At 74.6% G+C, this 1,486-nt stretch carries 1 protein-coding gene and 1 pseudogene; both read right to left on the bottom strand.

Features of this window, described 5'->3' with window-relative positions:
- Nucleotides 1–183: pseudogene (locus C667_RS22880) on the bottom strand (type II secretion system inner membrane protein GspF); the annotation flags it as partial.
- A 10-nt stretch (nt 184–193) separates the two neighbouring features.
- The coding region (gspE, locus tag C667_RS22875) for a type II secretion system ATPase GspE (protein WP_004388459.1) at nt 194–1,486 on the bottom strand (1,293 nt) is incomplete at its 5' end.

Genomic DNA, 1,486 nt, shown 5'->3' with positions numbered 1-1,486 from the left:
GCGGGCGAGCCAGCCCGGGCGCTCGGCGGCGGTGCGGGCCTGCTGGCCGAGGTCGATGACCTCGACCGGATGCAGGCCGCGCTCGCGCAGCGCGCTGCGCGCGGCGCGGCCGGAGTCGGCCTCGATCACGCCGGTGCTCGGCGTGCCCTGGAGGTCGAAGGCGCGGTAGCGGAAGGCGCTCATCGCGGCGGGCTCAGGCGCGGATCACGCGCTGCAGCTCGGCGGCGCTGGTCAGCCCGCTGGCGACGTGGCGCAGGCCGTCCTCGTGCAGGCTGCGCATGCCGGCGGCGCGCGCATGGGCGCGCAGGCGGTCCTCGTCGGCGCCGTCGTGGATCAGCCGGCGCATGGCCTCGTCGACCACCAGCAGCTCGTAGATGCCGGCGCGTCCGCGGTAGCCGCTGTGGCCGCAGTGCCCGCACTGGCCGGCTTCCCAGCCCTGCACGCTGGCGGCGGGCTGGCGGCAGTCGGGGCAGAGCTTGCGCACCAGGCGCTGGGCGAGCACGCCGCGCAGGGTGGAGGCGAGCAGGAAGGGCTCGATGCCCATGTCCACCAGGCGGGTGAGCGCGGCGGCGCTGTCGTTGGTGTGCAGGGTGGCGAGCACGAGGTGGCCGGTGAGGCTGGCCTGGATGGCGATCTGCGCGGTCTCGAGGTCGCGGATCTCGCCGATCATGATCACGTCCGGGTCCTGGCGCAGGATCGCGCGCAGCGCGCGCGCGAAGTCGAGCTCGATGCGCGGATTGACCGCGATCTGGCCGACGCCGGGCAGGTCGAACTCGACCGGGTCCTCGACCGTGACGATGTTGAGCCGGGCGGCGTCCAGGCTCTGCAGCGCCGCGTACAGCGTGGTCGTCTTGCCCGAGCCGGTGGGGCCGGTGACGAGCAGAATGCCATGCGGCTGGCCGAGCAGTTCGGTGAAGGCGGCGCCGGTCGCGGGCGCCATGCCGAGGCCGTCGAGCCCGATCTGCCCGGCCTGCTTGTCGAGCAGGCGCAGCACCAGGCGCTCGCCGTGGGTGGTAGGCACGGTGGACACGCGCACATCGACCGCGCGTCCGGCCAGGCGCAGGGTGATGCGGCCGTCCTGGGGGAGGCGTTTCTCGGCGATGTCGAGCTGCGCCATGATCTTGATGCGCGAGGCCATCGCCGCGTGCAGGCCGCGGCGCGGGCGGGCGATGTCGCGCAGCACGCCGTCGCGGCGCAGGCGCACCACCGACTCGCGCTCGTAGGGCTCGATGTGCACGTCCGAGGCGCCGTCGCGCACCGCCTGGGTCAGCAAGGCGTTGATCAGGCGGATGATCGGCGCGTCGTCCTGGGTGTCGAGGAGGTCCTCGACCGCGGGCAGCTCGGTCATCAGGCGGTCGAGGTCGACCTCCTGGCCGACGTCGGCCACCACCTCGGCGGCGCTGCCGCCGGCGCCGCCGTAGGTCTCGGCGAGGCGGGCGTCGAAGAGCGCGCGCGGCACGCGCTGCAGGCGCAGCGGCAGGCCGAC

This window comes from Thauera phenylacetica B4P, assembly GCF_000310225.1.
GTDB classification, from domain to species: Bacteria; Pseudomonadota; Gammaproteobacteria; order Burkholderiales; family Rhodocyclaceae; genus Thauera; species Thauera phenylacetica.
This window is presented reverse-complemented; position numbering and strand designations above follow the sequence as displayed.